The 23,226-nt window shown below is 62.5% G+C and carries 25 protein-coding genes and 3 pseudogenes; 15 read left to right on the plus strand and 13 right to left on the minus strand.

Going from position 1 to position 23,226, the window contains the following annotated elements; genetic code table 11:
- On the plus strand, positions 1–274 hold a 274-nt coding region (locus AQY21_RS01360), incomplete at its 5' end, for a plasmid pRiA4b ORF-3 family protein (RefSeq protein ID WP_161905865.1).
- Between the two features lie 129 nt (positions 275–403).
- On the plus strand, positions 404–634 hold the full coding sequence (locus AQY21_RS27380) for an AlpA family transcriptional regulator (protein WP_012114961.1): 231 nt from the start codon (positions 404–406) through the stop codon (positions 632–634).
- A gap of 21 nt (positions 635–655) precedes the next feature.
- Here AQY21_RS27380 and AQY21_RS29520 read toward each other — a convergent pair.
- The 6 genes and pseudogenes from AQY21_RS29520 to AQY21_RS01390 all read right to left on the minus strand — a co-directional run.
- Positions 656–1,288, minus strand: a pseudogene (locus AQY21_RS29520) (IS5 family transposase); the annotation flags it as partial.
- Between the two features lie 10 nt (positions 1,289–1,298).
- Positions 1,299–1,775, minus strand: coding sequence for a peroxiredoxin family protein (locus AQY21_RS01370; protein WP_012114960.1), 477 nt, complete (start codon positions 1,773–1,775; stop codon positions 1,299–1,301).
- Positions 1,776–1,809: 34 nt separating this feature from the next.
- Entirely contained in the window at positions 1,810–2,616 is an 807-nt protein-coding gene (locus AQY21_RS01375; protein WP_012114959.1) for an SDR family oxidoreductase, read from the minus strand.
- The gene (gene yghU, locus AQY21_RS01380) at positions 2,613–3,497 is read right to left on the minus strand and encodes a glutathione-dependent disulfide-bond oxidoreductase (RefSeq protein WP_012114958.1); all 885 of its coding nucleotides are present in this window, start codon (positions 3,495–3,497) and stop codon (positions 2,613–2,615) included. Before yghU ends, AQY21_RS01375 begins: the two co-directional genes overlap by 4 nt.
- A 30-nt stretch (positions 3,498–3,527) precedes the next feature.
- Positions 3,528–4,232, minus strand: coding sequence for a glutathione S-transferase family protein (locus AQY21_RS01385; protein ID WP_012114957.1), 705 nt, complete (start codon positions 4,230–4,232; stop codon positions 3,528–3,530).
- The gene (locus tag AQY21_RS01390) at positions 4,229–5,188 is read right to left on the minus strand and encodes a DMT family transporter (RefSeq protein ID WP_012114956.1); all 960 of its coding nucleotides are present in this window, start codon (positions 5,186–5,188) and stop codon (positions 4,229–4,231) included. The genes AQY21_RS01385 and AQY21_RS01390 overlap by 4 nt, the downstream gene beginning before the upstream one ends.
- A gap of 239 nt (positions 5,189–5,427) precedes the next feature.
- Between AQY21_RS01390 and AQY21_RS01395 the strand changes: the two genes are divergently transcribed.
- Together AQY21_RS01395 and AQY21_RS01400 are read left to right on the plus strand one after the other, a co-directional pair.
- Complete coding sequence (locus AQY21_RS01395; RefSeq protein ID WP_049775953.1) at positions 5,428–5,694, plus strand: hypothetical protein; 267 nt, start codon at positions 5,428–5,430, stop codon at positions 5,692–5,694.
- Between the two features lie 92 nt (positions 5,695–5,786).
- The gene (locus AQY21_RS01400; protein WP_041575655.1) at positions 5,787–6,641 is read left to right on the plus strand and encodes a sensor domain-containing diguanylate cyclase; all 855 of its coding nucleotides are present in this window, start codon (positions 5,787–5,789) and stop codon (positions 6,639–6,641) included.
- Positions 6,642–7,639: 998 nt separating this feature from the next.
- On the opposite strand, the gene AQY21_RS01405 is transcribed toward AQY21_RS01400, so the two are convergent.
- A complete protein-coding gene (locus AQY21_RS01405) occupies positions 7,640–8,833 on the minus strand; it encodes an NADH:flavin oxidoreductase/NADH oxidase (protein WP_197715666.1) in 1,194 nt (397 codons plus the stop codon).
- Between the two features lie 511 nt (positions 8,834–9,344).
- Here AQY21_RS01405 and AQY21_RS01410 point away from each other — a divergent pair.
- Positions 9,345–9,956 (plus strand): TetR/AcrR family transcriptional regulator, encoded by a 612-nt coding sequence (locus AQY21_RS01410; protein WP_041575652.1) that lies wholly within the window; start codon positions 9,345–9,347, stop codon positions 9,954–9,956.
- 170 nt (positions 9,957–10,126) lie between these two features.
- On the opposite strand, the gene AQY21_RS01415 is transcribed toward AQY21_RS01410, so the two are convergent.
- The 6 genes and pseudogenes from AQY21_RS01415 to AQY21_RS01435 form a co-directional block, all read right to left on the minus strand.
- Positions 10,127–10,615 (minus strand): peroxiredoxin, encoded by a 489-nt coding sequence (locus tag AQY21_RS01415; RefSeq protein ID WP_012114951.1) that lies wholly within the window; start codon positions 10,613–10,615, stop codon positions 10,127–10,129.
- A gap of 50 nt (positions 10,616–10,665) precedes the next feature.
- The gene (msrA, locus tag AQY21_RS01420) at positions 10,666–11,178 is read right to left on the minus strand and encodes a peptide-methionine (S)-S-oxide reductase MsrA (RefSeq protein WP_012114950.1); all 513 of its coding nucleotides are present in this window, start codon (positions 11,176–11,178) and stop codon (positions 10,666–10,668) included.
- Positions 11,178–11,624 (minus strand): peptide-methionine (R)-S-oxide reductase MsrB, encoded by a 447-nt coding sequence (gene msrB, locus AQY21_RS01425; protein WP_012114949.1) that lies wholly within the window; start codon positions 11,622–11,624, stop codon positions 11,178–11,180. The genes msrA and msrB overlap by 1 nt, the downstream gene beginning before the upstream one ends.
- 151 nt (positions 11,625–11,775) lie before the next feature.
- Complete coding sequence (locus AQY21_RS01430) at positions 11,776–12,651, minus strand: LysR family transcriptional regulator (RefSeq protein ID WP_012114948.1); 876 nt, start codon at positions 12,649–12,651, stop codon at positions 11,776–11,778.
- Between the two features lie 271 nt (positions 12,652–12,922).
- Positions 12,923–13,080, minus strand: a pseudogene (locus AQY21_RS27395) (IS5/IS1182 family transposase); the annotation flags it as partial.
- 61 nt (positions 13,081–13,141) lie between these two features.
- The gene (locus AQY21_RS01435; RefSeq protein ID WP_012114947.1) at positions 13,142–13,444 is read right to left on the minus strand and encodes a hypothetical protein; all 303 of its coding nucleotides are present in this window, start codon (positions 13,442–13,444) and stop codon (positions 13,142–13,144) included.
- A 35-nt stretch (positions 13,445–13,479) separates the two neighbouring features.
- Here AQY21_RS01435 and AQY21_RS27400 point away from each other — a divergent pair, with 35 nt between their 5' ends.
- The 10 genes and pseudogenes from AQY21_RS27400 to AQY21_RS01475 all read left to right on the plus strand — a co-directional run bounded on the left by AQY21_RS27400 (position 13,480) and on the right by AQY21_RS01475 (position 23,225).
- A complete protein-coding gene (locus tag AQY21_RS27400) occupies positions 13,480–13,992 on the plus strand; it encodes a topoisomerase DNA-binding C4 zinc finger domain-containing protein (RefSeq protein ID WP_012114946.1) in 513 nt (170 codons plus the stop codon).
- A 240-nt stretch (positions 13,993–14,232) separates the two neighbouring features.
- A pseudogene (locus tag AQY21_RS27405) lies at positions 14,233–14,397 on the plus strand (JAB domain-containing protein); the annotation flags it as partial.
- Positions 14,398–14,593: 196 nt separating this feature from the next.
- The gene (gene petA / locus AQY21_RS01440; protein ID WP_203416323.1) at positions 14,594–15,163 is read left to right on the plus strand and encodes a ubiquinol-cytochrome c reductase iron-sulfur subunit; all 570 of its coding nucleotides are present in this window, start codon (positions 14,594–14,596) and stop codon (positions 15,161–15,163) included.
- A 10-nt stretch (positions 15,164–15,173) separates the two neighbouring features.
- Positions 15,174–16,496 (plus strand): cytochrome b, encoded by a 1,323-nt coding sequence (gene petB / locus AQY21_RS01445; RefSeq protein ID WP_058096107.1) that lies wholly within the window; start codon positions 15,174–15,176, stop codon positions 16,494–16,496.
- Positions 16,497–16,508: 12 nt separating this feature from the next.
- Entirely contained in the window at positions 16,509–17,885 is a 1,377-nt protein-coding gene (locus AQY21_RS30055) for a cytochrome c1 (RefSeq protein ID WP_058096108.1), read from the plus strand.
- A gap of 136 nt (positions 17,886–18,021) precedes the next feature.
- On the plus strand, positions 18,022–18,891 hold the full coding sequence (locus AQY21_RS01455; RefSeq protein ID WP_058096109.1) for a ribokinase: 870 nt from the start codon (positions 18,022–18,024) through the stop codon (positions 18,889–18,891).
- 39 nt (positions 18,892–18,930) lie between these two features.
- Entirely contained in the window at positions 18,931–19,734 is an 804-nt protein-coding gene (locus AQY21_RS01460; protein ID WP_058096110.1) for a S49 family peptidase, read from the plus strand.
- A 103-nt stretch (positions 19,735–19,837) separates the two neighbouring features.
- Entirely contained in the window at positions 19,838–20,608 is a 771-nt protein-coding gene (locus tag AQY21_RS01465) for an SDR family oxidoreductase (RefSeq protein WP_058096111.1), read from the plus strand.
- Positions 20,609–20,909: 301 nt separating this feature from the next.
- A complete protein-coding gene (uvrC, locus tag AQY21_RS01470) occupies positions 20,910–22,781 on the plus strand; it encodes an excinuclease ABC subunit UvrC (RefSeq protein ID WP_058096112.1) in 1,872 nt (623 codons plus the stop codon).
- Positions 22,782–22,793: 12 nt separating this feature from the next.
- Positions 22,794–23,225, plus strand: a complete 432-nt coding sequence (locus AQY21_RS01475; RefSeq protein ID WP_058096113.1) for a hypothetical protein — start codon at positions 22,794–22,796, stop codon at positions 23,223–23,225.
- Position 23,226 lies beyond the last annotated feature (1 nt).

A 23,226-nucleotide genomic window follows, 5' to 3' on the forward strand; every position in this document is an offset into this window, starting at 1 on the left:
CGAGGCCAGCCCGGGCGTGACCTATCCAAGGCTTCTGAAGGCCAGCGGGGCCTGCCCGCCCGAGGATGTCGGCGGTGCTCCGGGCTACGAGGAATTCCTCGAAGCCCTCGCAGATCCGGACCACGAGCAGCACGACGACATGGTCGGCTGGTCAGGTGCATCCTTCGATCCCGAAGATGCCAGGATCGACAGGATCGTCGAACGCTTTGACCAACTCGCGAAGAAATGGTCCCCGCGGCCCGGCAAGCCCAAAGCACCCAAGCCCACTCCCTGAGCACGGACACCCGTCCGCGGCCTACGCCGGATGGTTACTGCCTCTCCAATGACAGACGCATTTCGGAATGCGTCTCGCGCTTGATCGTCAACAATGACCGCGGCAGGTTTTCTTGCTGAAGGAGGGCATATGTCACAGACCACATTCCTCACACCAGAAGAAGTAGCCGAACGCTATCGTGGCAGCGTTTCCGTTGGCACACTTCGGAATTGGCGTGTGATGAAAATAGGGCCGTCGTTCGTAAAAATCGGCAAAGCGGTTCTCTACCGGGTCGATGAGCTTGAGGCGTGGGACGACAAGAATCGTGTGCAGTGCCGCGCCCCAAGGCGAATTGAACAAAGCGCTATGGATCGTGCTTGATCGCTTAGAGTCCATCTGGGATCAATTCGTGTTTTTGCATAGCTTTCGGAGCATGAGGCGAACGGTGGCCCAGCGCAGGAAGGTGAGGCCGGTGCGGTTGAGGTACTCCCAGTCCTTTGCCAATCGGCGGCAACGGTTGAGCCAGGCGATGGTGCGCTCGACGATCCATCGTCGAGGCAGGATGACGAACCTGTGCACGTCCGAGCGTTTGACGACCTCGACGTTGACCTGGGCACCGGCGGCGGCGAGGCCGTCGCGGAATTTTGGTCCCTGCTAACCGCTGTCGGCGTAGAGCTTGAGCAGAAACGGATAGAGGCCGAACAGCGCGCCCATCAGCAACACACCGCCGTCGCGATCCTGCACGTCGGCGGCATGCACGATGGCCCGCATCGACAGGCCCTGTGTGTCGACCAGGACGTGCCACTTCTTACCTTTGATCTTCTTGCCGGCGTCGTAGCCTGGCGGATCGACCGAGCGCCCCCTTTTTTCGGCGCCCTTGACGGTCTGGCTGTCAATGATCGCCGCTGTGGGACTGGCCTCCCGGCCCGCTGCCTCACGACACGCAACATAGAGCGCGTGATGGATGCGCTCCAGCGCCCCGTCCCAGTCCCATCGCCGGAAGTAATCGTTGACCGTGCTCCGCGGCGACAGATCAACCGTTTTTTTAGTTGCCTGCCAGGGACTTGAAGTGACGTACAAAATTCAGAACATCGGCGGGCATAAGGCGACCGATCGCGCGGGTCGAGTAGACAGCTGTCACGATCCGGCCCTCTGGATCGATGACGAACCCGGTCGCTTGGAGGGCTAGCGGATTCTCATTGACGAAGGCGCCGGTGGCTGCGGAAACTGCTCGTGCATCCGCGCTGTAGCCGACCGGAAACCCTAGCTTGTGCTTGTCGACGAGCGCCTCCGATTTTTCCCGATCGTCCGTCGATACTGAGACGACCCTGATCCCGTCCTCGGCGAACTTGTCCGCCGCTCGCGCAAATTCGGCGAGCTGGGCGTTGCAGTATGGACACCAGGAACCACGGTGGAACAGGATAACACCGAACCCGCCCGCCAGATCTCCGGGCAAGTGGATTTCGCCGCCGCCAGCGCGACCAAAGATGAATGAGGGAAAGACGTCGCCATTCTGCAGCATCACAATTGCACTCCTTGTTAAATTCTTTTGGCGCTCAAAGCGCCGAGTGGTCCTTCACCGCTTCTTCCAACGCCCGCTTCAACCCGAGAAAGCGTTCGTCGACTGCGGCCGGGTTTTCGCGGTTGAGCGCGATCATCTGCGCACGTGTCTCGCCGCCGCGGATTACTTCGAACGCCCGGGCTTCGATGCCGGCAACGATCGCATCGGCGACGGCGGAAGCCGGCTCGCGCGAAAAGCCTAGATCGGGTCCGGCGCGGTTCGATTTCATCATGGGCGTATCGGTGCCACCCGGATAGACGGTCATCACGTGGATGCCCTCACCCTTCAGTTCGCGCCGCAACGCCTCGCCGAAGTTGGCAAGCCCGGCTTTCACCGCGGCATAGGTCGCATAGAACGGTGCACCGACGAGCGCTATCCCGGAGGAGATGTTGACAATCACGGCATCGCCGCCTTCCCGCAGGACTGGCAGCGCCGCCCGGGTCAACATGATCGGCGCCACGAGATCGATATCGATCATCGCCTGCAGTTCGGCTTCGGGCGTGTTCTCAAGGCGTCCAGCCCGAACCCCACCTGCATTGTTGACGAGGATGTCCAGGCCGCCGAGCTTTTGCAACGCTCCTTCCAACGTTGTAGCGCGGCCCTCCGGCGTGGCAATGTCGGCGACGACGCCGTGAACCTCACTGTCCCCTGCCTTCAGCTCGGTGACAGCATCCGCGACCATTTTGGCGCGGCGGCCGGTTATAGCTACCCTCGCGCCCTTGGCCAGAAGCGCGTGGGCAAGGGCCAGTCCGATGCCGCTCGATCCGCCAGTGATCAGAATGCGTTTGCCATCAATGTTCACGAGCGTGCTCCTTCCAGCTTATCCTGTGTCCTGTTCTCGAAGTCGGACGCGTTGTGGCGTTCGTGGAGTTGGCTCGACGGCTCGCCCGAAGTCCGGTTGACCTTGCGGCCGCGCGTCACCGCCGGTCGGCCATAGATCTGTTCGGCCCAGCGATTCACGTGCGTGTATTCGTGCGTAGAGAGAAACTGCGCCGCGTCGCCATACTGCCAGCCCTTCACCACACCGCCATACCAGGGCCAGATCGCGATATCGGCGATGGTATATTGCGAACCGGCAACATACTCGTTGTCGGCAAGACGCCGGTCGAGAACGTCGAGCTGGCGTTTCACCTCCATCGCGTACCGGTCGATGGCGTATTTGATCTTCTCCGGCGCATAGGCATAGAAATGGCCGAAGCCGCCGCCGAGGAACGGGGCCGAGCCCATCTGCCAGAACAGCCAGGATAGCGTTTCGGCGCGCATCGGCTGTTCCGTCGGCAGGAAGGCGCTGCCGAATTTTTCCGCCAGGTGCATCAGAATCGCGCCGGATTCGAAGATGCGGATCGGCGTCGGGCCGGAGCGGTCCATCAGCGCAGGGATCTTGGAGTTCGGATTGACCTCGACGAATCCGGAGCCGAACTGGTCGCCGTCGCCGATCTTGATCAGCCAGGCGTCATATTCGGCGCCCTTGTGACCGGCCTCGAGCAGTTCCTCTAACATGATAGTGACCTTCTGGCCGTTCGGCGTGCCCAGCGAATAGAGCTGGAAGGGATGCTTGCCGATGGGCAGCTCCTTATCATGGGTGGAACCGGAAATCGGGCGATTGATACTGGCGAACTGACCACCATTGCCCTTCTCCCAGGTCCAGACTTTCGGCGGCGTGTACTCTGCGGTATTCGTCATGGTCGCTCCTGTGACGTCTCAATGGCCAGCTTAGGCCGCCGGAGGATAATTCGACGGGAACAGCGCGCGCTTTGTCTCCTCGTCGTTCACTTTCTTGAAGGCGTGGTCCTTGCCGACTTCTCGCGCTCTGGAGGCGGCAGGCCGTGCATCGACAGCTTCGAATAGGCGCTTGAGGTTGGGAAAGGCCGCCAGCGGGTCTTCCGCCCCTTTGCGTACACGGGAGGCGCGATCGAGCCAGCCCCAGGCGGACATGTCGGCGATCGTGTAGCTGTCGCCTATGATCCAGTCCCTCCCCTCAAGATGATCGTTCAGGACCTGATAGTGGCGCTCGGCCTCGCGACGATAGCGGTTGGTCGCGTATTCCTGGCCCTCCGGCGCGGCGAACTGGAAATGCACGGCTTGTCCCGAAAAAGGCCCGAGACCCGTGCCAAGGAAAAGCAGCCAGGACAGCAGTTCGGGCCGATCCTCCGGCGTGCCGAGAAACTTAGCCGTTTTCTCGGCAAGGTAGATCAGGATCGCAGTGGAATCGAAAACCCGCGCTTGCCTGCCTCCCGGACCGTCCGTGTCAACAATGGCTGGTACCTTGCCGTTCGGATTGATCGCCCGGAACGCCGGAGCGTGCTGCTCGCCCTTGCTGGTGTCGACGGCCACGGTTTCATATGGAACCCCTGCCTCCTCAAGGAACAGGGCAATCTTGGCCGGGTTCGGCGTGGGATGGAAATAGAAGCGGATCATGGTGTCTCCTGCGGTTGAATTGACAGTGTTGCAGACGATGGCCGGCTGGCCGCCAGCAGGACGCCCACAACGATGACTGCTATTGCAATGCCTTCGACGAACGACGGCGTTTCGCCCAGGGCCGGGATGGCAAGCAGCGATGCCGCAGCGGGAACGAGAGCGATCATGGCCGTCGCCGCCGAGGCGCCCAACAGCGAAACCGCTCTATTGAAGGTGACGAGCGCAACCGCCCCCATCAACACACCCTGGTAAAACAACTGGAGCGCTATCTCGCTTGCGGACGCGCGGCCGAGATGGCTGAGACCGAAGAGGACATAGGCCGGCAGAAAGAGAGCTGCCGACCAGATGCAGATGAGCGCCGCCGCCTGGATCGACGACAGGCCGCTACGGCGGAACAGCAACGTATAGACCGCCCACATGCCACCTGCCGCGGCTAGGGCCGTAACGCCGGCTGGACTGGGCGGAGCCTGTGTCGTGACGGCTCCGGTGAGGCAGACCAGTCCGGCGAGGATCGCGGCATATCCAGTCCACCGGATCCACCCCTGCTGTTCCTTCAGGAAGACGAAGGAGAGTATTCCTGCGACGAGAGGCATCGTCGTTGGAGCAATGGAGGCGGCCTGTGCCGCCGAAGTCAGTTTGAGCCCGAGCGCCACGAGGAGCACGAAGGGTGCACCCCACAGCAATGCAAACAAAAGCCCCTCACCCCATGCAGACATGGGAAGGCGCGAACCGCGACGCAGGACAGCCGGGGCAAGGAGGACGGCGCCCACGCCGAAGCGAAGCGCGGTCACGTCCCAGACCTGCAATTCGCGCGTGACGCTGAACCGGGTCACCACGAACCAGCCTGAAAAGATCGCGATCGATAGAGCAGCCCAGAGCAGACCCTCAAGCCGCGTGCCCCGCCATGACGCCACGCGTTCCGCTCGTGTAACTTCAATCGCCTCCTGGGCAGCCATGATTCCAGCCTTTCGATCGTCCAAGGCTGCCGGCAGAGAAACGATGACGGCGGTCACACCTTGAGTTCTAGTTCACTTGTTCTAGAATGCATCGGCGCGGACAATATGGCAAGACGCGAAGCTGGAATTTTGCGAGAGCGCCGGATGGCAAGACCAAGAGAATTCGATGAGGAAGCCGTGCTCGACGCGGCAATGCAATGCTTCTGGCGCCATGGCTACGAGGCAACGAGGCAACGTCAGTGCGCGACCTTATCGACAAGACCCGGATCACCGGCGCGAGCCTTTACAACGCATTCGGGGATGAGCGCACGCTCTTCGCCAAATCGTTGGACCGCTATGTGGAGAACAGCGTAGCCGACCGTATCCGACGTTGCCGTGCATTACCGCCCCGCGAAGCCATCGAAGCGTTCTTTTCCGATGTCTTGAAGCGATCGCTTGAGGATCCTGAGCGCAAGGAGTGCATGCTCGTGAACACCGCATCCTCGATCTATTGGGCAAGGGCGTAAGTGACGAAACTACAACCATTCCCGGATACAATGACCGAGCGCAATTGGGGCGGACTAGAGGATTGAAGCGCATGACATTTGGAGGGACTGCCGTGCGCTCGCTGTTCGAGCGGACTTTGGATGCGCTTCCGGACGGCGTCCTACTAACCGACTCCGAGCGTCGCGTAGTCTATGCGAATCGCTCTTTTGCTCAGCTCTGGAAGATTCCAGACGAATTGGTGAGCACGAAGAACGAGCTCGGCATGCTCACTTTCGTGACGGACCAACTGCTGGACCCGGAGGGTTTCCTTCGCGAGGTGGATCGGCTGCAGCTGGCCCAGGAGACCTCCGAGGACGAAATTCTGCTCAAGGACGGCCGCATTTTTTCGCGGCGCAGTGTGCCGTTCGATGAAGGTGGAAGGTTGGCTGCGCGAATCTGGATTTTTACGGATATCACCGAAGCACGCAGCGCCAGTATCGACGCGTTGACGGGAATACCGAACCGGCATGCCTACTCACGACAATTTCCAGAATATCTCAACACGGCCAACGATGGCCTATTCCGATCCGTCGCCATTCTCGATATCGACAATTTCAAAAGCTACAATGACAGGCATGGCCATGCGGCTGGAGACGACGTTCTGCGCCAAATAGGCACGGTTCTGCGCACGCATTTAACAAATGCCGACGATCTTTTTTTCCGGATCGGCGGCGAGGAGTTTCTCATGGCGTGTCGTACACGCGCCGCTCTGGACGCACACACTTTTTTTGAGGCATTGCGGAATCGAGTCGGTGCGTTGGCAATTACACACCCCGGGAACCAACCCTACGGTGTGGTGACGGTTTCGATGGGGCTTGGGATTTTTGAAGGGCCACAATCGCCGGCCGACGTCTTTCACCAGGTTGATGCGGCGTTGTATCAATCCAAGCATCTGGGCCGGAACAGGGTAACTATCTGGCGCCTCTAGTGCCAGTGTTATCATGGATGGACGACGCCCCGACACGCTATAGTTTCGCGGCAGAGGCGGCCGCGAGCGCGGACTTATCCTTCACAAGTTCATGGAGGAGGTGCTGCCGGGGAAATCGGAAAATCTCGAGCGGCTATCGACTGATCGACCGCCAGACTAGAGCCATCCCTTGCGACCAAAATATGTGCATACATCTCGTGTTCCCTCAAGATCGAAAGTATAACGTCGCCTGCGACACTGCCTCAACTTTTTCGGTGGTCCGTGTTCTTTTTTCCATGCCTGTAGCCCAAAAATATGAGCGTAGGTCTCCACCGCCAAAGACCTCCGGCTATGGAATCGATGCATTCGGCGATGCATCCAAAAACCAATGGTGCGGCCGAAAGAATTGACGTTTAGAAGTACGATGCTGGTAGATTTATTCCCAGTGCGACCAAAATAGACATCAGCTACATTGCGCCACAGAGCTTGCCCTCAATAGAGCCCGGTCTGAATATCCGATCCGCGCACCATGGTCGGATCGACTGGACAGCGATCGGCTATCCCAAGAATCATCTGGCGCTGTCGTCATTGAGTGATTGAGTGGCCCTTCGAGTACAATCGTTCGTGTGAAAAGATCGGTGGGCATCATGTCGGAACGTTTCGAATGCACGACTGTCATTCGCGCTCGCTCAGGCGGGAGACTCTTGCGTTGTGCAGATAACCGCATGGCCATCGTCGTGCAGGCGGCAAGCCCTGCAGCAAATCGTAGGGTGAAGGACCATAGCCGAGACCGCCAAGGCTTTATCAGCTCATCTGCGATACCTGCTCAATCTCGAACGGGGCCGCCACTTCATGCACGGGCGACGTCAACAATGACGATGTCTAGATCTCGCAGTGCGCGGCTACCTACTCCTCCATCGAGTTCCTGTCCTAAGGGATGTTGTATCTATCCTGGGTCGCGGCAAGAGCAATCGCGCCGGGATTTCGGGCCGAGGGCGTTGTTGATGATCAATGGTCGATCACTTGCGTATCCCGAGTCTGCGGACAGCCCGCGCCCGTTTCTCGAGCCACCACCCGAACTCCGGGTGCCACATCCCATGAACCCCGTCGGCGCCAAGTTCGCGGGCCGCCTGCAATGGCCAGTTCGGGTCCTCCAGCAGTTCGCGACCGAGTGCGACGAGGTCGATATCGCCTTGGTCGATCGAGCGGTCGACCAGCTTCGGGTCCCAAAGAAGTCCGACACCGATCGTCGCGATGCGTGCTGCCGTCTTCACCCGCGCGGCGAGGGCGAGCTGATAGCCGTGCTCGAGGGTCATGCCCTGCGGACGTTCCCGTCCTGAGATGCCGCCGCTTGAGCAGTCGATCGCGTCGACGCCGAGGTCCTTCAGTCGTTGTGCGAGGTAGATTGTGTCGTCCACTTGCCAGCCCTCGGGATGCCAGTCGGTGACCGATAGGCGGAAGACCAGTGGGTATTCGTCTGGCCAAACCTCGCGGATCGCTGCGGCGATCTCGAGTGCCAGACGGCATCGTCCTTCGAGGCTTCCGCCGTAGTCATCGCGCCGTTGGTTCGCGAGCGGCGAGTAAAACTGGTGGATGAGAAACCCATGCGCGGCGTAGACCTCGATCACCCGGAAGCCGGCCTCGCGTGCTCGCTCAGCGGCAATTCGGAACGACGCGATCACTTCCCTGATGTCCTCGATGCTCATCGCGGCCGGAGCAGGCCAGCCTTCCGCGTATGGGATCGCACTCGGCCCGAGTGCAGCCCACGGTTTTTCACCGCGCTGTGCGATGTCTTCCGAGTCGACCGGTGTCTCACCGTGCCAGGGGCGGCGTTCGCTCGCCTTGCGGCCCGCATGGGCGAGCTGGATGCCTGCAACTGCTCCCTCTTGCGAGAGGAAGCGAGTGACCGCCGCGAGCCGGTCGATGTGGGCGTCCGACCATATCCCGAGGTCGCCATGTGTACGCCGGCCATGCTCCTGCACCGCAGTAGCCTCGCAGAACACCAGCGCGGCGCCTCCGAGTGCGAACCGACCGAGGTGGACCAAGTGCCAGTCGTTCGCCACGCCGTGCTGCGCGCGGTACTGGCTCATCGGTGAGACGACCACCCGGTTCTTTAGCGTTACACCGCGCAGCAGGAATGGTTCAAACAGCGTCATCTGGTACGTCTCTCTTCGTTGTAATTGGCTTTGGTCTGCTTCGAGCGGTGTCGTCATTGGGGTTGCACGATCCGCCACGATGCCGACCCTCGCAGCGTCCAGCCACGCAGAATCTCGAGTCCTGACAAACCGTCCGATGACGGAGGTGCAGTCGGCGCAGCGCAGCATACAGGGCCGCGTACATACGCGGTTTCGCCCGCAAGCGGCTGGCTGCGATCGTGATCGCGCTGCCACGCGACGTCGCCGAGCTCACGATGCTCGCGAAGGAAGATTACATTTTTCCGCATGCCCAAAATACGCCGGACTGGTTTGCCTCACCGGAGCCGTCACGACGCAGGCTCCGAGCAGCCCAGAGCAGACCCTCAAGCCGCGTGCCCCGCCATGCGTTCCGCTCGTGTAACTTCAATCGCCTCCTGGGCAGCCATGATTCCAGCCTTTGGATCGTCCAAGGCTGCCGGCAGAGAAACGATGACGGCGGTCACACCTTGAGTTTTAGTCCATTTGTTCTAGAATGCATCGGCGCGGACAATATGGCAAGACGCGAAGCTGGAATTTGCGAGAGCGCCGGATGGCAAGACCAAGAGAATTCGATGAGGAAGCCGTGCTCGACGCAGCAATGCAGTGCTTCTGGCGCCGCGGATACGAGGCAACATCCGTGCGCGATCTTATCGACAAGACCCGGATCACCGGTGCGAGCCTTTACAACGCATTCGGGGATAAACGCGCGCTCTTCATCAAATCGCTGGACCGTTATGTCGAACACAGCGTTGCGGATCGGATCCGGCGTTGCGAGGCATTGCCGCCCCGCGAAGCCATCGAAGCGTTCTTTTCCGATGTCTTGAAGCGCTCGCTTGAGGATCCTGAGCGCAAGGGATGCATGCTCGTGAACACCGCGCTCGACGCGGCACCCCCCGACGAAGCGTTCCGGGAAAACGTCGCGGCCGTGCTCATGCGCATCGAGATGTTTTTCCTGGGCCGAATAGAGTCGGGTCAGGCCGATGCCACGATCGCATCACTGCTGCCGGCAGAGGATATGGCACGGCATCTCCTGAGCGTGCTGATGGGATTGCGCGTGCTCGCGCGCGTGCGACCCGAGCCAGCTTTGCTGAAGGGAATCGTAGCGTCGGCTCTCGGAATGCTCGATTGCGCAAGAAAGGAAAAGGCTTTGCCCGCGATCTGATCAGATAGCATAGAGCACCTGATGCGGGATCATCGAGGACAGGGCTCTCTCTCTCTCTCTCTTTCTCTTTCTCTGTCGGAATGCGTTGCGGAGATCATCTAGGGCTGCGCACGACTTCACCGGCCCGGGAATTATACCGCTGGGCCGCCGCGGCATCCAGGCTCCTTTTATCAGGCCGTGAGCGGCCGAAGTTTCTGGATGAGGCTCTCCGCGTCGAGCTGAAACCCGTTATACACGACGCGACCATCGGGTGCGATCACCACAAACCATGGGGTTCCGCCGGACCGGTAGGCCTCCATGATTGCTGGCGCAGCGTCTACTGAGCCCGAGCCCGCGACAGCATGACCAAATGGAAGACGCAGTCCATATCGGCGTTGGTTTTCCCGCAGACGATCGAAGGTATTGACTTCCGAACCCTCGAACACAGTCTGTATCGCCGCCAAGCCAACTCCCTTATCGCGAAATTCCTCGGCAAGGGTCACGAATGTGGGAAAACCATGTGCATGACAGCCTGCACACCAATCCTGAAAGAAGTACAATATTTTGAAACCTTGCCCCAACTCGGCCAAGGTCAAGGAGCTACGCTCGTCACCATTTTCATCGATCCACCGGATATTCTCCAGCGGAGGGGCAGGCAGACCCACAATTCCCGTTTCCATGAAGCCCTCCGATGTCGGCTCGCGGCGTTAAACCACGAGCCGCAGGTTTGCTAAGCGGCAGCACCGGCCCTGCGCGGCAACACCCAGTCCGGACGTGCAAAGTGGCAGGTGTACCCGTGGGGAATTCGCTCGAGATAATCCTGATGCTCGGGCTCTGCCTCCCAGAAATCACCGACTGGCTCGACCTCGGTGACGACCTTGCCTGGCCATAGGCCCGACGCTTCAACATCTGCAATCGTATCGAGCGCAACGGCCTTCTGCTGGTCGTTGGTAAAATAGATCGCGGAACGGTAGCTCGCGCCTCGGTCGTTCCCCTGACGGTTGAGCGTCGTCGGGTCGTGGATCTGGAAGAAGAACTCAAGCAATCGGCGATAGGTGGTCTGAGAGGGATCGAAGGTGATCTCGATCGCCTCGGCATGAGTGCCGTGATTGCGATATGTCGCATTCGGCACATCGCCGCCCGTGTAACCGACACGGGTGGAGATTACACCGGGCAGCTTGCGGATAAGATCCTGCATGCCCCAGAAGCAGCCGCCGGCGAGAACAGCGCGTTCAGTCGTCATCAGATATCCTCCACCTGGTTGAGATATTCACCGTAACCTTGGCTCTCCATCTCGCCGCGGGGTACGAAGCGCAGCGAAGCCGAATTGATACAGTAACGCAGGCCACCGCGATCGCTCGGCCCGTCGGGGAAAACGTGGCCGAGATGGCTATCGCCATACGTCGAACGCACTTCCGTCCGGATCATACCGTGGCTGTTGTCGCGTAGTTCATTCACGTTCGCAGGTTCGATCGGCTTGGTGAAGCTCGGCCATCCGCAGCCCGACTCGTATTTGTCGGACGATGCGAACAGGGGTTCGCCTGAGACGATATCGACATAAACGCCGGGTTCCTTATTATGGAGAAGCGCACCGGTTCCTGGTCGCTCGGTCGCACTCTGCTGCGTCACCCGATATTCCTCAGGTGACAGCTTGGCGATAGCAGCTTCTGTCTTCTTGTAGGCTGTCATGGATTCCTCCTTCGAACTCATACCCGAGAAAATGGATATTCGATCCGAAGGTGTCCAATACGCCGCAACTATAGTTTTGATGTTGTCACCGGCATGCACTGGGAACGCTTGTGTGGTCGCCGCACCATAAAGGCCCGCGCCTTCACGGAATTCACGACCACACATACCGCTCTATCAGTACACGGAGCTGCCGCAGCGCCGTTGCCGTTCCAGATCCCGAAATCGATTGGAATGCCACCGTGCGCGACAGGTCGAGCGTATCGACCGGGCGTAACGTCAAGCCCTCTACGATTGCCGAACGTTCAGGCAGCATGCAAACGCCCGCGCCCGATGCCACGGCTTGTTGAATCAAATCCTCCCGTTCGGATCTGAGCCGTGGGATCATGAAAATCGCGCGCTCGTTCAAATGGTTTTGCACGCGCGTGCGGAATTCGCACTGGAGGCGATCGAGGTAAGGCTGTTCCGATAGCTCGACAAGAGACACCGAGGCTTGGCTTGCCAGGCTGTGTCCATGCGCCATCGCCAGTAACAGTCGCTCACGGAACATTTCAACGGTTGCAATCTTGGTGTTTCCGGCCGCTGGATCCGTGCAGAAGCACCCGTCAATTTGACCGCCGAGCAGGCGCTCCATCCCCTCGTCGCGGGTGATCGGCTGAAGAACCAGTTCAAGCATCGGCATCTGTCGAAGGGCGTGTTTCAGAAATTCCGTAATCAGTGCTGGCGCGATGGTATTCACGATACCCAGCGTCAAGGTCTCGCGGCGGCCGCGAACCCGATTGAGGGATATTGCCCGAACCCGCTGTTCGCGGTCGGCGATCGCAGCGAATTCGGATCGTATGTCGCGGCCGAGCGTTGTCAGTCGACTGTCTTTTCCATCGCGATAGACCAACGTTCCGCCCAACTCCTGTTCGAGCCGCTGGATCGCGCGGGTGAGCGTGGGCTGAGACACCCCGCTGCGCATGGCTGCTTCGGTGAAGTTGAGGGTGTCTGCCAGGTTCAGGAAATATCGAATCTGGTTGAGTTCCATTGTTCTTCCTTCGTCGCCTACTCAAGCATCGACTTCAGACCGGACAAGCACCGTCGGCCGAAGGGATGCTTCCGTACAGAAACTATACACGCGGCGATGTCACGGTAATGACTTGTGAGGAGCCCCCCGCGATAGACGCTCTTGTGAGGTGGTCCCGCCTTCTTGGACAGTTTGGCGGCGAAGTTAAGCTACTCCCGGATGTGATTATCCCGCCAGTAGGCATTGTTGCGCAAATCCTCTGAAGGCCGGAGTGCCCTTTCCCTGGACAGACCTATCCTACGCGCTGCGTGAGCGGCGTTCCGAGGGCGGTGAAGCGGTTCAGGATTGCGGCCTGATCTGAAGCTCGGCGACCTGCCTTTCGAAGTCGCGGGACATGACGTGCGCTCCTAGGAGCTTGAAGCAGCGCATCTTGGTCTCGACTAGAGTCCGAACTCGCTACAAACACCGGATGGCGGCAGCGAGACTAATGGTATTTTGATCGCATGCTGCGTTAGGGCTTGGCGGTCATGAGTCGACAGGCGAGCTCGTGGTCAGCCCAACGCGTCGCGAAGGTGTCGGAAACCTCGAACCAACTGCCGTCATTCCCGGCGCCGTGATAGAGGCCCATGCAAGAACATTGGCACTCATGCCCGATAGCGTTCTGACACGTTGGGGAGCATTTCTCCTGCTCGCGGTAAGGCTGAATAACGTAGACCTTGCTGTACTTCGCCAACGCCCGTTCGACGAAATCGTTGAACCAAGCTTTCGGCAATTCCCAGTATTTCTTGCCGTCAATCCAGACCGGGCTTTCCAAGCCGGATTACCGACGATCCGATCCTCCAGATAGCGATGCCCGAACCCGACCCATATCCCCTGGCTGAGGAGCGCCGCCTTTTCTACGTCGCGCTCACGCGGGCTCGCCGTCAGGTTCGCATTTGCACCCTGGCCGATGCGCCGTCGCGCTTTCTGATCGAGCTAGCGAGAACCGGCGCAGTGGAGATCGAAGCGGAGGAAGGCGTTCTGAGCCCGTGCCCGAAGTGCGGCTGCGGCACCATGAAGCGGTACGACGGCCAATATGGCCCGTTCGAGGCATGCAGCACCCACCCTCGTTGTGATTTCAAGCGCAACATCTCGGTGGAAAGTTCCCGTGCGGGGGCACCGTCCAATCGGGTGAGGATCGCACGCCCGATGTCAGTTGGAGATTATTGTCCCACCTGTGGTGATGGATCGATGGTCGTTCGTTCCGGCGGAGCATATCAACCGTTCCTGGCTTGCTCGGGTTATCCTTCCTGCAAGACTACCGCTGCCCTTGACGGAGGCACTGAGGGTGGCGCAACTCGGAGGCAGACGTTGCCCGGTTGATCATCTAGCCGGAACCGGCTCGCGGACGGCTCCAGATGCTCCACCGAATCGGCGAGATAGAAGCCTGAGCCGGAAGGGATTGGATTGAGCGCCGTGCATCAAAGGAATTCACTGCGCGCGCCGATGATCGCTCGTGACCATCACAATAGCGCACCAAATGCCGATCCCCAATCCCGGCACCACCTCTGGAATCACTTAGAAAAAATGCTTGCATTTCAATATGATAAAGCAAGTCGTAGGATGATCCACAATCATCCGAGCGGCGACCCGACCCCCTCGCAGGCCGACATCAGCATGACGAACCGCATCGTCGCCGCGGCCGAAGTGATGGGAATCGCCGTCCACGACCATCTGATCATCGGCAAGTCGCGCGAACTCAGCTTTCGCAGCGAGGGATTGCTTTAGCGCAAACACCAGAAAAGGCGTGTCTTCCCGCGCAACCAAAATCCCACACCTGCGGCGATTTGCGGCGCTGCCGGACGCCGGGGCCGCTGGACTGACGCGGATTTGATCGCTAGAACCGCGCGGCGAGGGCTGTGCAACGATACGGCCCGTTCCGTCGTATCGCCCCGATTCCGGGGCATAAATGGAGATCAGACCCGTGTCCCACGCAGATGAACACGCAGGTGACCACGGCACCCGGAGGGACTTCCTCTATTTCGCGACCGCCGGCGCCGGCGCCGTCGCGGCCGGGGCCGCCGCCTGGACCCTTGTCAACCAGATGAACCCCTCGGCCGATGTCCAGGCGCTCGCCTCGATCCAGGTCGATGTCAGCGGCGTCGAGACCGGCACCCAGCTGACGGTGAAATGGCTCGGCAAGCCCGTGTTCATCCGCCGCCGCACCGAGGACGAGATCGCCGCCGCGCGCGCCGTGCAACTGGGCGAGCTCATCGACCAGAATGCCGAGAACGCCAACAAGCCCGGCGAGCCCGCCACCGACGAAAACCGCTCGCTGGACGAGGCCGGCGAATGGCTGGTGATGATCGGCGTCTGCACCCATCTGGGCTGCGTGCCGATCGGCGACGGCGCGGGCGATTTCGGCGGCTGGTTCTGCCCGTGCCACGGGTCGCATTACGACACCTCGGGCCGCATCCGCAGGGGGCCGGCGCCGCAGAACCTGCATGTCCCCGTTGCCGAATTCGTCAACGAAACCACCATCAAACTGGGCTGAGGAGGCGCACATGGCCGGTATTCCCCACGACCATTACGAGCCCAAGACGGGTTTCGAGCGCTGGCTGCATCGCCGCCTGCCCATCGTCAGCCTGGTTTATGACACGCTGATGATCCCCACCCCCAAGAACCTCAACTGGTGGTGGATCTGGGGCATCGTGCTGGCGTTCTGCCTGGTGCTGCAAATCGCCACCGGCATCGTGCTGGTGATGCATTACACGCCGCATGTCGATCTGGCCTTCGCCTCGGTCGAGCATATCATGCGCGACGTGAACGGCGGCTACATGCTGCGCTATCTGCATGCGAACGGCGCTTCGCTGTTCTTCCTCGCCGTCTATATCCACATCTTCCGCGGCCTCTATTACGGCTCCTACAAGGCCCCGCGCGAGGTGACCTGGATCGTCGGCATGCTGATCTATCTGATGATGATGGGCACCGCCTTCATGGGTTACGTGCTGCCCTGGGGCCAGATGTCCTTCTGGGGCGCCACGGTGATCACCGGCCTGTTCGGCGCCATCCCGGGCGTCGGCGAGGCGATCCAGACCTGGCTTCTGGGCGGCCCGGCGGTGGACAACCCGACGCTCAACCGCTTCTTCTCGCTGCATTACCTGCTGCCCTTCGTCATCGCAGCGCTGGTAGTGGTCCATATCTGGGCCTTCCACACCACCGGCAACAACAACCCGACCGGCGTCGAGGTCCGTCGCGGCTCGAAGGAGGAGGCGAAGAAGGACACCCTGCCCTTCTGGCCCTATTTCGTGATCAAGGACCTGTTCGCGCTGGCCGTGGTGCTGGTCGTGTTCTTCGCCATCGTCGGCTTCATGCCGAACTATCTGGGCCATCCCGACAACTATATCGAGGCGAACCCGCTGGTGACGCCCGCGCATATCGTGCCGGAATGGTATTTCCTGCCCTTCTACGCCATCCTGCGCGCCTTCACCGCCGATGTCTGGGTGGTGATGCTGGTCAACTGGCTGTCCTTCGGCATCATCGACGCCAAGTTCTTCGGCGTGATCGCGATGTTCGGCGCCATTCTGGTCATGGCCTTGGTGCCGTGGCTCGACACCTCGCGCGTGCGCTCGGGCCAGTATCGCCCGCTGTTCAAGTGGTGGTTCTGGCTGCTGGCGGTGGATTTCGTGATCCTGATGTGGGTGGGCGCCATGCCGGCCGAGGGGATCTATCCCTATATCGCTCTGGCGGGCGCGGCCTATTGGTTCGCCTATTTCCTCATCATCCTGCCGCTGCTGGGCATCATCGAGAAGCCCGATGCGATGCCGCAGACCATCGAGGACGACTTCAATGCCCATTACGGGCCCGAAACCCATCCTGCCGAGTAAGGAGAGGCAACAATGACCCTGAGAAACGCATCGCTCACGGCTGTTGCGGCCCTGACGGTTGCCCTGGCAGGCGGCGCCGTGGCGCAAAACACCAGCACCGCGCCCGGCACCACGGCCCCCGCGGGCTCGAGCTATCAAACGAACGACACGGCCGCCCCGGCGGCCGAGGCGGCACCGGCGGCCGAGGCGGCACCGGCGGCCGAAACCCCCGCCGAAGCGGCAGACGAACCGGCTGCGACCGAGGCCGCACCGGCCGAGGGTGAGGCCGAGCCGGCCGAGGCGACGGAGGAACCCGTCGCCGAGGAGCCTGCGGCGGAAGCCCCGGCCGAAGAACCGGCCGCCGAGGCCGAGCCCGCTGCCGAAGAAGCGGCTCCGGCCGAGGAACCGGCGGCCCAAGAGCCCGCCGCCGAGGAGCCTGCGGCGGAAGAACCCGCCGCGGAACCGGCCGAAGAAGCTCCTGCCGAGGAAGCTCCTGAGGCGGAAACCCCGGCCGAACCCGAGGCCGCCGTCGAGGAGCCCGCTGCCGAGGAACCGGAAGCGACCGCAGAGGAAGCTCCCGCCGAGGAAGAAGCTGCCGAGGAAGCACCGGCCGAGGAGGCCGACGAGGAAGAGGCGGCCGCCGCGGATCACGGCGATGCCGCTGCCCAGGAGGCCGGCGACAGCCATGCCGCCGCGCATATCGAGGATATCGCGTTCAGCTTCGAGGGACCCTTCGGCAAGTTCGACCAGCATCAGTTGCAGCGCGGCTTGCAGGTCTATACCGAGGTCTGCTCGGCCTGCCACGGCCTGCGCTATGTGCCGCTGCGCACCCTTGCCGACCAGGGCGGCCCGCAACTGCCCGAGGATCAGGTCCGCGCCTATGCCGCGAACTTCGACATCACCGACGTGGAAACCGGCGAGGACCGGCCGCGCGTTCCGACCGACCATTTCCCCACCATCAGCGGTGAGGGCATGGGGCCGGACCTGTCGCTGATGGCCAAGGCGCGCGCCGGCTTCCACGGCCCCTACGGCACCGGCATTGCGCAGCTGTTCAAGGGTACCGGCGGCCCGGAATACATCCATGCCGTGCTGACCGGCTATGATGGCGAGGAAAAGGAAGAGGCAGGCGCGGTGCTTTACCACAACGCCGCCTTCGCCGGGAACTGGATCCAGATGGCGCCGCCGCTCAGCGACGACCAGGTCACCTACGAGGACGGCACCCCGGCCACCGTCGACCAGATGGCGACCGACGTGGCCGCCTTCCTGATGTGGACCGCCGAGCCCAAGATGATGGATCGCAAGCAGGTCGGTTTCGTCTCGGTGATCTTCCTGATCGTGCTTGCGGCACTGCTCTATCTGACCAACAAGAAGCTGTGGCAGCCGATCAAGCATCCGCGCAAGCCGGAATGATCGCCCGGTCCTGATCCTGAAACGCGCCCTTCGGGGCGCGTTTTTCTTTGCCGGGGACGCATGCGCCGCAGCCGATATGGACAAGGCGCCCGCGCACCGTTCAGATGGGCCGGAACGGCATTGGCGGGGGCTGGACATGACGATCTACAATCTCGGCTCGATCAACATCGACCATGTCTATCGCCTGCCCGCCCTGCCCCGACCGGGCGAGACGCTGCACGCGCAATCCTATGCCCAGGGGCTGGGCGGCAAGGGGGCCAACCAGTCGGTCGCCGCCGCCCGCGCCGGAGCCGATGTGGTGCATCTGGGCGCGATGGGTAACGGCGACGACTGGGTTCTGGAGCGACTCGCCGCAGCGGGCGTGCGGACCTCGGCCATCGCCCGGCTGCCGGAGATCGCCACCGGCCACGCGATCATTCTGGTCGATGCCGGGGGCGAGAACTCGATCGTGCTGCATGGCGGCGCCAATCTGGCCCTGCCGCCCGACCTGGCCAGCGGCGCCGGCCTGGGTCCGGACGACATCCTGCTGATGCAGAACGAGACCAACCTGCAAGCGGAAACCGCCGCGCATGCCCGCCGGGCCGGGGCGCGGGTGATCTATTCCGCCGCCCCCTTCAGCATCGCGGCGCTGCGCGAGATTCTGCCGCATGTCTCGATCCTGGCGGTGAATGAGATCGAAGCCCGCGACACCTTTGCAGCCTTCGGCGAGGACCTGCCGGTCGAGGGGCTGCTGGTCACCCGCGGCTCCGAAGGCGCCGAGTTCCGCGACCTGCGCGGCGGGCAGGTCTGGCGCCAGCCGGCCTTTGCGGTGCAGGCGGTGGACACCACCGGCGCCGGCGATTGCTTTGCCGGCTGGTTCGCCGCCGGGCTGGCGCGGGGCGAGGACCCGCCCATCGCCCTGCGCCACGCCGCCGCCGCCGCGGCATTGCAAGTCACCCGCAAGGGCGCGGGCGATGCCATGCCCGACCGCGCTGAAGTCCTCGCCTTTCTGAAAGCCCGCGGCTGAGAGCTTGCCCATGGCCCTGCATCTGCCTATCTGGAGCCCATGAAAATTCCATTCCTGAACCGCCCGGCCACTGTCGCCGTCCTGCGCCTGCAAGGTGCCATCGGGGTCGCCGGCCGCGGCGGCCCCGGCCTGTCCGATGCCGCGCTGGCGCCGCTGCTGGAACGCGCCTTCAAGCGGCGCAGGCCCGCCGCCGTGGCGCTGGCCCTGAACTCGCCCGGCGGCTCGCCGGTGCAGTCCAGCCTGATCGGCGCCCGCATCCGCCGCCTGGCCGAGGAGCGCGAGATCCCGGTCCATGCCTTTGTCGAGGACGTGGCGGCCTCAGGCGGCTATTGGCTGGCGACGGCGGCGGATTACATCTGGGCCGATGACAGCTCGGTGCTGGGCTCGATCGGGGTGATCTCCTCGGGCTTCGGCTTCGTCGAGCTGATCCAGCGCCACGGTATCGAGCGCCGCGTGCATACCGCTGGCCGCTCGAAGTCGATGCTGGACCCGTTCCGGCCCCAGACCCCGGAGGACGTCGCCCGGTTGGACCGCCTGCTCGGCCCGATCCACGAGGCGTTCAAGCAGCAGGTGCGCGCGCGGCGCGGCAACCGCCTGCCCGAGGATCGCGACCTGTTCACCGGCGAGATCTGGACCGGCCGCGAGGCGGTCGAGTTGGGGCTGGCCGACGGCATCGCCCATCTGGTGCCGAAGATGCGCGAGCTTTACGGCAAGGAGGTGCGCTTCCTGACCTATGGCCAGCGCATCCCGTGGTTCCGCCGCTTCGGCCTGTCCGCCGACGATTTTATTGACAGCATCGAGGAACGCGCCGCCTTCGCGCGCTTCGGGGCGGGGCGCGGATGATCAAGACCGTCATCCTGTGCCTGCTCATCATCATGGCGCTGGCACTGGCCGCCGGCCCCGGGGTGCGCCGCGTAATCGCCAGGCTGCTGGGAATCGGGCGGAAATGACCGCGCTGGTGACCGGAGGCGCCCGCCGGCTGGGGCGGGCCATCACCCTGTATCTGGCCCGGCGCGGGCTGGACGTGGCGATTCATTATCAAAGCTCGGCCGACGAGGCCCAGGCCACGGCCGCCGAGGCCCGCGCCCTGGGCGTCCGGGCCGAGATCTTCGAGGCCGACCTGCTGGATCTCGACCAGAGCGAGGCGCTGGTGGACCGCGCCCATGCCGCGCTGGGGCCGCTGGGGTTGCTGGTGAACAACGCCTCGATCTTCGAATACGACAACATCGCCACAGCGACGCGTGAAAGCTGGGACCGGCACATGGGGTCGAACCTGCGCGCACCCTTCATCCTGACCCAGGCCTTTGCCCGCCAGGCCCCCAGGGCCGACCGCAGCGGCAGCGAACCGGTGGCGCGCGGCCTGGTGATCAACATGATCGACCAGCGCGTGCTGAAGCCGACGCCGGAGTTCATGACCTATTCACTGGCCAAGGCCGGGTTGTGGTGGCTGACGCGGACCTCTGCCCAGGCGCTGGCGCCGGATATCCGCGTCAACGCCATCGGCCCCGGCCCGACCATGCAGGGCACCCGCCAATCCGCCAGCCATTTCGCCAATCAGCGCGCCGCGACCATCCTGCAACGCGGTGCTGGACCCGAGGATGTCTGCGCCGCACTGGGCTATCTGATGGACGCGCCTTCGGTTACCGGACAGCTGATCTGCGTGGACGGCGGCCAGCATCTGGCCTGGCGCACCCCCGACGTGCTGGGCGTCGAATAGAGCAAGAATCCGCCGGTCCGCGGCAAGTTGTCCACTTTGCGGAACGCATTCACGCAATCTTCACGATTCTGGTAAGAAATTCAGAGGATTGCACAGGAGAGAAAAAATATATCCTGGAATCAACTACTTGCAATGCTGCCTAGAATTTGTGCAAAACAACGAAACCCCAAGAAACGCTAATTGAACGCGTGATACTCCCAAGCTGATTCACAGAGTTATCCACAGATTCCGTGGACAGGATTCAGCTTGAACTTTCCTATCCGAACTTGCAGCCGAGGCCGAGAATCATTTCGTTAACAGCATGACCGATTCCACCCCAGAAAAGCCGCCCGCCAAGACGGGCCATGCGCTGATCCAGGACTATCTGCGGACGCTCGACGGCTCGCCGGGGGTCTATCGGATGCTGGATGCGCAGGGGGCGGTGCTTTACGTCGGCAAGGCGCGGAATCTGCGGGCGCGGGTCTCGAACTATGCGCGCGGCACCGGACATTCGGCGCGGATCGCGCGGATGATCCGCGAGACCTGCTCGATGATGTTCCTGACCACGCGCACCGAGACCGAGGCGCTGCTTCTGGAGCAGAACCTCATCAAGCAGCTGAAGCCGCGCTACAACGTGCTCTTGCGCGACGACAAGAGCTTCCCGAATATCCTGGTGGCCAAGTCGCATCCCTTCGCGCAGATCAAGAAGCATCGCGGCGCCAAGGCGGAAAAGGGCGATTATTACGGCCCCTTCGCCAGCGCCGGGGCGGTGAACCGGACGCTGAACCAGTTGCAACGGGTGTTCCTGCTGCGCTCTTGCACCGACGCCACCTTTTCCAGCCGGACGCGGCCCTGCCTGCTTTACCAGATCAAGCGATGCAGCGCGCCCTGCGTCGGCCGCATCGGGCTGGAGGAATACAACGCCCTGGTCGCCGATGCCGAGCTGTTCCTGCAAGGCAAGACCACCCGCATCCAGGCCGACCTGGCGCGCGAGATGGCCGAGGCGGCCGAGGCGATGGAATACGAGCGCGCCGCCGCCTTGCGCGACCGCATCAAGGCGCTGACCGCCGTGCAATCGGTGCAGGCGATCAACCCGCGCGGCGTGCCCGAGGCCGACGTGATCGCGCTGCACATGGAGGGCGGGCAGGCCTGCGTGCAGGTCTTCTTCATCCGCGGCAATCAAAGCTGGGGCAACCGCGACTTCTATCCCCGGCTGAACGGGGTGGAATCGGCCGACGAGGTGATGCAGGCCTTCCTGGCGCAGTTCTACGACGGCAAGGTGCCGCCGCGGCTGATCCTGCTGTCGCATGGCATCGAGGACCCCGACCTGATGACCGAGGCGCTGTCGGAAAAGGCCGGGCGCAAGGTTACGCTGGGCGTGCCCCGGCGCGGCGAAAAGGCCGAGCTGGTGGAAAACGCCCTGCGCAACGCCCGCGAAAGCCTGGCGCGCCGCATGTCGGAAAGCGCCGCGCAGCAGCGGCTGCTGGAGGGGCTGGCCGAGGCCCTGGACCTGCCCGCCGTGCCGCAGCGCATCGAGGTCTATGACAACAGCCATATCCAGGGCACCAATGCCGTCGGCGGCATGGTCGTCGCCGGCCCCGAGGGCTGGATCAAGAGCCAGTATCGCAAGTTCAACATCAAGGGCACCGAGATCACGCCGGGCGACGATTTCGGCATGATGAAGGAGGTGCTGACCCGCCGCTTCTCGCGCCTGCTGAAAGAGGACCCCGACCGCCAGACCGACACCTGGCCCGATCTCTTGCTGATCGACGGCGGCGCCGGGCAGGTCTCGGCGGTGCACGAGATCATGGCCGAGATGGGGGTCGAGGACATCCCGATGATCGGCGTCGCCAAGGGCGAGGACCGCGACCACGGCAAGGAGGAGTTCCACCGCTACGGCCAGAGGCCCTTCGCGCTGCGGATGAACGACCCGGTGCTGTATTTCATCCAGCGCCTGCGGGACGAGGCGCATCGCTGGGCCATCGGCACGCATCGCGCCAAGCGGGCCAAGGCGGTGATGGCCAATCCGCTGGACGAGATCGCCGGCATCGGCGCCGCCCGCAAGCGCGCACTGCTCCAGCATTTCGGCAGCGCCAAGGCGGTCAGCCGCGCCGGGCTTGCCGATCTGGTCGCGGTCGAGGGCATCAGCGAAGCCATGGCGCAGAAGATCGTCGATCATTTCCACAAAGGCTGACGGGAGGAAGCCATGGAGGACAGTATTCGCGCCTTCTTTGCCCGCTACGAGCGGCTCTTCGCGCAGGCGCTGGCCGGCGAGGCGGATATGGAGGAGGTCGCCGCGCTTTACGCCCCGGAATTCATCGCCGCCTCGCCGGCGGGGGTGAAGGCGGGCCGGAACGACGACCAGCTAAGGCAGGCGATGGCGCAGGGTTATGCGCATTATCGCACCATCGGCACCAAGCAGATGACGATCCGCGAGATCCGGCTGTCACCGATAGACCCGCTGCATTGCATGGCCCATGTCGGCTGGCGGGCCGTCTATGACCGGGGCGAGGCGCCCGATGTGACCATCGCGTTCGAGGTGCATTACCTCGTGCAGATCCTTGATGGCACGCCCAAGGTCTTCGGCTGGGTGAGCGGCGACGAACAGGCACTGCTGAAACAGCACGGTATCGTCTGAC

The organism is Paracoccus sp. MKU1 (assembly GCF_001447385.1).
In the GTDB taxonomy this organism is placed as follows: domain Bacteria; phylum Pseudomonadota; class Alphaproteobacteria; order Rhodobacterales; family Rhodobacteraceae; genus Paracoccus.

What these genes read in the sequence shown, in the direction of transcription:
- AQY21_RS27380 (WP_012114961.1), top strand. Translation starts at nt 404, where the DNA reads ATGTCACAGACCACATTCCTCACACCAGAAGAAGTAGCCGAACGCTAT.
- AQY21_RS01370 (WP_012114960.1), bottom strand. Translation starts at nt 1,775, where the DNA reads ATGCTGCAGAATGGCGACGTCTTTCCCTCATTCATCTTTGGTCGCGCT.
- yghU (WP_012114958.1), bottom strand. Translation starts at nt 3,497, where the DNA reads ATGACGAATACCGCAGAGTACACGCCGCCGAAAGTCTGGACCTGGGAG.
- AQY21_RS01385 (WP_012114957.1), bottom strand. Translation starts at nt 4,232, where the DNA reads ATGATCCGCTTCTATTTCCATCCCACGCCGAACCCGGCCAAGATTGCC.
- AQY21_RS01390 (WP_012114956.1), bottom strand. Translation starts at nt 5,188, where the DNA reads ATGGCTGCCCAGGAGGCGATTGAAGTTACACGAGCGGAACGCGTGGCG.
- AQY21_RS01405 (WP_197715666.1), bottom strand. Translation starts at nt 8,833, where the DNA reads ATGACGACACCGCTCGAAGCAGACCAAAGCCAATTACAACGAAGAGAG.
- AQY21_RS01410 (WP_041575652.1), top strand. Translation starts at nt 9,345, where the DNA reads ATGGCAAGACCAAGAGAATTCGATGAGGAAGCCGTGCTCGACGCAGCA.
- AQY21_RS01415 (WP_012114951.1), bottom strand. Translation starts at nt 10,615, where the DNA reads ATGGAAACGGGAATTGTGGGTCTGCCTGCCCCTCCGCTGGAGAATATC.
- msrA (WP_012114950.1), bottom strand. Translation starts at nt 11,178, where the DNA reads ATGACGACTGAACGCGCTGTTCTCGCCGGCGGCTGCTTCTGGGGCATG.
- msrB (WP_012114949.1), bottom strand. Translation starts at nt 11,624, where the DNA reads ATGACAGCCTACAAGAAGACAGAAGCTGCTATCGCCAAGCTGTCACCT.
- AQY21_RS01430 (WP_012114948.1), bottom strand. Translation starts at nt 12,651, where the DNA reads ATGGAACTCAACCAGATTCGATATTTCCTGAACCTGGCAGACACCCTC.
- AQY21_RS27400 (WP_012114946.1), top strand. Translation starts at nt 13,480, where the DNA reads ATGCCCGAACCCGACCCATATCCCCTGGCTGAGGAGCGCCGCCTTTTC.
- petB (WP_058096107.1), top strand. Translation starts at nt 15,174, where the DNA reads ATGGCCGGTATTCCCCACGACCATTACGAGCCCAAGACGGGTTTCGAG.
- AQY21_RS30055 (WP_058096108.1), top strand. Translation starts at nt 16,509, where the DNA reads ATGACCCTGAGAAACGCATCGCTCACGGCTGTTGCGGCCCTGACGGTT.
- AQY21_RS01455 (WP_058096109.1), top strand. Translation starts at nt 18,022, where the DNA reads ATGACGATCTACAATCTCGGCTCGATCAACATCGACCATGTCTATCGC.
- AQY21_RS01460 (WP_058096110.1), top strand. Translation starts at nt 18,931, where the DNA reads ATGAAAATTCCATTCCTGAACCGCCCGGCCACTGTCGCCGTCCTGCGC.
- AQY21_RS01465 (WP_058096111.1), top strand. Translation starts at nt 19,838, where the DNA reads ATGACCGCGCTGGTGACCGGAGGCGCCCGCCGGCTGGGGCGGGCCATC.
- uvrC (WP_058096112.1), top strand. Translation starts at nt 20,910, where the DNA reads ATGACCGATTCCACCCCAGAAAAGCCGCCCGCCAAGACGGGCCATGCG.
- AQY21_RS01475 (WP_058096113.1), top strand. Translation starts at nt 22,794, where the DNA reads ATGGAGGACAGTATTCGCGCCTTCTTTGCCCGCTACGAGCGGCTCTTC.